General features: G+C 72.3%; 6 protein-coding genes and 2 tRNA genes. 2 read left to right on the top strand and 6 right to left on the bottom strand.

The features are described 5' to 3' along the window. Window positions 1–55 precede the first annotated feature (55 nt). The 6 genes from EAO70_RS13840 to EAO70_RS13810 all read right to left on the bottom strand — a co-directional run bounded on the left by EAO70_RS13840 (window position 56) and on the right by EAO70_RS13810 (window position 4,391). Entirely contained in the window at window positions 56–916 is an 861-nt protein-coding gene (locus tag EAO70_RS13840) for an amidohydrolase family protein (RefSeq protein ID WP_261992866.1), read from the bottom strand. Between the two features lie 184 nt (window positions 917–1,100). Continuing rightward, on the bottom strand, window positions 1,101–1,436 hold the full coding sequence (locus EAO70_RS13830) for an antibiotic biosynthesis monooxygenase family protein (RefSeq protein ID WP_148003269.1): 336 nt from the start codon (window positions 1,434–1,436) through the stop codon (window positions 1,101–1,103). A gap of 107 nt (window positions 1,437–1,543) precedes the next feature. Beyond that, window positions 1,544–2,416, bottom strand: coding sequence for a DUF2797 domain-containing protein (locus EAO70_RS13825; protein WP_148003268.1), 873 nt, complete (start codon window positions 2,414–2,416; stop codon window positions 1,544–1,546). A 117-nt stretch (window positions 2,417–2,533) separates the two neighbouring features. Then, window positions 2,534–3,358: a BRO family protein gene (locus EAO70_RS13820; protein WP_148003267.1), complete on the bottom strand. Its 825-nt coding sequence runs from the start codon at window positions 3,356–3,358 to the stop codon at window positions 2,534–2,536. A 139-nt stretch (window positions 3,359–3,497) separates the two neighbouring features. Beyond that, complete coding sequence (locus EAO70_RS13815) at window positions 3,498–3,863, bottom strand: PH domain-containing protein (protein ID WP_148003266.1); 366 nt, start codon at window positions 3,861–3,863, stop codon at window positions 3,498–3,500. A gap of 63 nt (window positions 3,864–3,926) precedes the next feature. Further along, the gene (locus EAO70_RS13810) at window positions 3,927–4,391 is read right to left on the bottom strand and encodes a signal protein (protein WP_261992845.1); all 465 of its coding nucleotides are present in this window, start codon (window positions 4,389–4,391) and stop codon (window positions 3,927–3,929) included. A gap of 271 nt (window positions 4,392–4,662) precedes the next feature. Between EAO70_RS13810 and EAO70_RS13805 the strand changes: the two genes are divergently transcribed. After that, window positions 4,663–4,753, top strand: a tRNA-Ser gene (locus EAO70_RS13805). Between the two features lie 210 nt (window positions 4,754–4,963). Continuing rightward, window positions 4,964–5,036 (top strand) — tRNA-Arg (locus EAO70_RS13800). Window positions 5,037–5,154: the final 118 nt, after the last annotated feature.

Below are 5,154 nucleotides of genomic sequence, written 5' to 3'. Positions count from 1 at the left end.
GGGGGGGGGGGGGGGGGCGGGGCGGGTCAGGCAAAGCCGGGCCGGGTCGGGACGCTCAGGGTTTCACGTGAAACAACGCGGCGCCGTTCTCGTACAGGACTCGCCGCAGCCAGTCGTCCCCGAGCCCGAGGCGTTCGAGGGCCTGGAGCTGATGGACGTACGGATACGGGATGTTCGGGAAGTCGGAGCCGAGGAGGATCCGGTCGCCGAGGTCCACGAGCCGCGCGTGCTCCTCCCGGGGGAAGGGCGCGAGCCGTTCGCTGAAGTCGGTGAAGGCCATCGTGGTGTCGAGGTGGACGCCCTCGTACCGCTGCGCGAGGTCGAGGAAGTCGCCGTACTCGGGCATCCCCATATGGGCGACGATCACGCGGAGCCGGGGGTGGCGGGCGAGCAGCCGGCCCATGGGCCCGGGCCCGGTGAACCTGCCGGGGGTGGGTCCGGAGCCGCAGTGCACCACCACGGGGGTACCGGAGTCGGCGAGCGCGCCCCACGCCCCGCCCAGCACCGGGTCGGTCGGGTCGAAGCCGCCGACCTGGAGGTGCACCTTGAAGACCCGGGCCCCCGCGTCGAGCGCCTCGCGGACGTACCGGTCGACGCCCGGCTCGGGGAAGAGGGTCGCGGTGTGCAGGCAGTCGGGCGTACGGGAGGCGAAGTCGGCCGCCCAGGAGTTCAGCCAGGCGCCCATCCCGGGCTTGTGCGGGTAGAGCATCGCGGTGAACGCGATCGCCCCGAAGCCCCGCAGGAGCACGAGTCGGCGCTCCTCCTCCTCGCGGTAGGTGATGGGCCACTCCAACCCGGTCAGAGGACCGACGGCGTCGAAGTAGGCCCAGACCTTGTCGAGGACGTTCTGCGGCATGAAGTGCGTGTGCACGTCGACGAGTCCGGGAATCCCGAGCCGCTCGACGAGGCGCCGGATGTCCGCGCTCTCGCGCTGGTGGGCATGGTCGGCGCGGTCGGCAGGGCTCTCACGGTCGGCGCGGTCCACGGAGCTGTCGGGGTCGTACCGGCCGGCGCGGCTCCCGGGGCTCGCACCCCCGGGGCAGCAGGGGTCACCGCCGTCGCCCCGGGCGGGCGCCTCGCCGGGACCGATCCCGCTCCCGCTACGCGCGCTCAAAGCTGTAACTCCGCTCGACCTTCCCGATGTGCACGCTGTAGCGGTCGTACCAGTGCTCCCGCCCGTGCGCCTTGGCCGCCCGGTGCTCGCCGTGCAGCCGCCAGGCGTCCAGCGACTCCAGGTCCCGGAAGTAGGCCACGGTGATGCCGATGCCGCCCGGGGTACGGGCCGACTCGTAGCCGAGGAAGCCGGGCATCGCGCGGGCGAGCTCGTTCATCCGGGCCGCGGTCTCGGCGTAGCCCTCGGGGGCGTCCGGCCGGATCGAGGTGAAGACAGCGGTGTAGTACGGCGGTTCGAGGCCCGCCACCAGTTCGGGGGTCATGCGCTCACCCTCGCCGGGCCGGCGGGCGGATGTCCACGGACGCCGGGAAAGGGATCCAAGACTTTACGAAGGGGCCGCCGGGCCCACAGCCGGCCCTCGATCCGACCTCAGAAGAGCTCCCCCTGACTGCTCGCGTCCACCGCGGACACCGCCTCCGCCACCGGGACGGAGAAGGCGTCCCCCTCCCCCGCGCCCCGGAGGACCCAACCGCCCATCAGCCGGGTGTCGAGGGCGACACAGCGTCCGGCGGGGTCGAGCAGATGCAGGTCGGGCCCTGCCGCGGCGAGCAGCCGCCCGCTGACGACACCCCCGTCGACCAGCTCCGTGACCGTGCCGGCGAGCGGCGGCAGCCCGTCGAGACCGAAGACGGCCGCGTGGTCGCGCGCGGCGAACTCCAGCGGCTCCAGGGTCTCCGTCCAGCCGCCGACCTCCCGCGCCCGCCCGTACAACTCCCGGACCTCGGCCTCCCGGTCATGGGCGGACGGCAGGGCGTGCCGGGCGGCGCGCTTCCGTTCGTACGCCACCCGGTCGGGGACCCCGAGGGCCTGCCGGAGCACCTCCTCGGTCCGCCGGGCCGCCATCAGGGGCCCCCGCCCGAGCCAGCCGAACGTGACGGCGCCCTGCTCCAGCAGCCGGGCCTCGCCGCGGGCCTCCGCGGTGATCCCGACCTTGGTCATCCCGGGCCCGAACCAGGCCAGGTACACGCGGTACGGCTGCGGGTCGTCCAGGAAGGTGTCGGCCGCGACCGAATGGGCCCGGTCGAGCCGCGCGCACTCCGCGCAGCGCCCGCCGGTGGCCCTGCCGGGCACGACGGCGTCCAGCGGGCAGGGGTTCCCCCGGGCTCCCGGGCACCGCCGCTCCCCGACGGCCCGGAAGGCGAGCGCCTGTCCGTACGCGAGGGCGCTGACCCTGCCGCCGCCCCACCACCGCAGCCCCGGCTCGCCTCCGGCCCAGGTGATCCCGCGACACCGCCACTCCACGCCCACGTCTCCCTCTGCTCCCCGGATGTCCAGTCTCCGGCACGTCCGCTTCCGCTCCCCGTCCCCTACCCCGGGGCACCGGGGCGACGCGGCCGCGGGCCGGGTCGTGGTGCCCGCTCAGGGCAGGACGTAGAAGCGGGCCCCGTCGGCGTCGGGCCCGCCGACCTCCCGCATGCAGCCGCGCTCGATCAGGAGGCGTACGCAGTCCCGGACGCGTTCGCCGGCGAGGCCGGTGCGGCGGGTGACGTCCTGGGCCCTGTACCGGACGCCGCCGCGGACCAGCGCGGGGGCGAGGCAGTCCGCGACCGTCCGCACGTCCCCGGTGACGGCCCAGGAGTCGACGAGCCGCTGGGGGGTGAGCGCGACCGCGGCGCCGGCCCGCTGCCGGGGCAGGGAGAGGTGTTCGAGGGAGGCGGCGACCCGCGACAGGCTCCGCCGGGTCTCGCGGAGCAGCTCCGCGTACTCGGTGTGCTCGGCGTACGCGACGGCCCGCTCGTCCCACTGCCCGTCGAGCCGGACGAGGGCGTCGAGGAGCTCCGGCGGCAGGACGTGTCCGGCGTGCACGGGGGAGGGTTCGAGCCCGTACGCCCCGTAGCGCTGGATCGCCGCCATGACCTCGGCCGTCCACGCCCGGAACGGCCCGGCCTCCGGCCTCCGGCAGGCCCCGACGAGCTGGACGAGCCCCTGGAGGCTCACCATCCGCGTCGACGCCCTGATCCCGCTCCGCCCGGAGAACGCCTCCTCCCCGGCGAGCTCCCGCGCGGCCGCCAGGCACGCCTCCGGCAGCACCACGGTCCGCAGCACCTCCCGGGTCCCCGCGTACCCCAGCCGCTTCGCCACGTCCACGACGGGGAACCAGTGGGTCCCGTCGGCGCCGGTCAGCCTCCGCAGGGGCGCGCCGGTGGCGGCGTACACCAAGTCATCGATGTCGATCGCGTCCATCGATCATCACCTCCGCCTCGCAAGCTAGGCCGAGGGCATATTCAACTGACATGCAAATCAGACAGGTTCACCCAAAAGGGGAGGGGCTCCCGGGGATATCCCCGGAAACCCCTCCCCGACACCGCGTCCGCGGCCGTCCCTAGCGGGCGACGAACTGCGTGAGGATCGCCTGCACCTCGTAGATGTCGACGCCCTTGGTGAAGGTCTTCTGGACCGGCAGCTGGCTGCCCGAGATCCAGATCTTCAGCTCGGCGTCCAGATCGAAGGTGCCGGCGGTCTCGACCGCGAAGTGCGTGATGCTCTTGTACGGGATCGAGTGGTACTCGACCTTCTTGCCGGTGATGCCCTGCTTGTCGACCAGCACGAGGCGCCGGTCGGTGAAGAAGATGGTGTCGCGGACCAGCAGGTACGCGGCGTGCACCTGCTCCCCCTGCCCGAGCAGCCGCGCGTAGTCCTGCTGTGCCTGGGCCGGATCGATCGCGTGCGCGTTCCCGAAGAGTGCCATGCCTCAACCCCCACATCCGTAGAAAGAACGATCATCCGACCATAACGGCTCAACTGCGCCCCGTCACAGAGCACCCCGGCTCGCCCGGGCCGACGGCGCGGACGAGTCCGACGAGGCGACCACGGTCAACGCGTACTCCGCGTCGGTCGAGAAGTCGCCCGACCGTCCATGGATCTTCAGGGTGTGCTTCCCGGGAGCGAGGGGCGGCAACTGGACCCACAGACCGCAACCGGTGACCGCGAAGCGCCCCTCCTCCCCGGTGACGGGGTTGCCCGGAGCGGCCTGCACGGTGATCGAGTCGCCCGGGTAGGTCTCCGGTTCGACCACCTTGCCGTCGAGGACGACGGCCCCCCGCGCGTCCCTCATGAAGGCGGCGCAGTGCTCGGGATCCCCGAAGGAGTTGACGACGGGCGCGGCGATCGGCCGCCCACCGGGAACCTCGCACGCGCGCCCGGCCCAGCCTCCGAAGGTCCCGGCCAGGAACCACACGTCACGCGGCTGATTACGCGCGCACGAGCGCCCGTCCATGTCGGCGACAGGATTGGTCCCTTCGGCCTCCGAGGCAGCCCACGACCACCACCGCCCTTGCAACTCCGCGGATTCAAGCCGCCCGTCCCCCCGCACCGAAGCGGTGCCGGACGGACGCGCCGGGGCGCTGCCGGCCGGAGCGGTAGAGGCCGGCGCCTCGCGCCCCGAACTCTCCGACCCCGGAGGCCTAGTACGGTGAGAATCGATTGGTGACACCCGGTTCGCCTGTGTCATCATCTGCACGCACCACCCGCGCAAGCGCGAGGTGCATGGAGGCGTCGCCTAGTCCGGTCTATGGCGCCGCACTGCTAATGCGGTTTGGGTCTTAAAGCCCATCGAGGGTTCAAATCCCTCCGCCTCCGCCCCTACCGAAGCCCCGGCCCCACAGGCCGGGGCTTCGGCCGTCTCCACCCCGCGACACCCCGGTGCCCAAGACGGCCGGTACGACGTTTTCGCAGGTCACAAGGGGTGGGCCTAATGGATTTCACATGGCGGCGGCAGTCATGTAATGTTCTGTCTGTCGCCGCGAGCGGGTCGAAAGGCCGGGGAGCGAAGGCAAGACAAAAGAACAAGCACTCGTAGCTTAACGGATAGAGCATCTGACTACGGATCAGAAGGTTGCAGGTTCGAATCCTGCCGAGTGCACACAGGTGAGAGGCCCCGGACGAGAGTCCGGGGCCTCTTGCGTTTCCGGGTGGAGCCCGGTGGCGTGTTCGGTCGGGAGGGGTTCTGTGCGGTACGGGGCTGGAGTGGCGGGGCTGAC

The sequence above is a fragment of the Streptomyces sp. adm13(2018) genome, assembly GCF_008042145.1.
Classification (GTDB): Bacteria; Actinomycetota; Actinomycetes; order Streptomycetales; family Streptomycetaceae; genus Streptomyces.
Note: the sequence above shows the minus strand (reverse complement) of the source record. Positions and strands in the feature narration are given on the sequence as shown.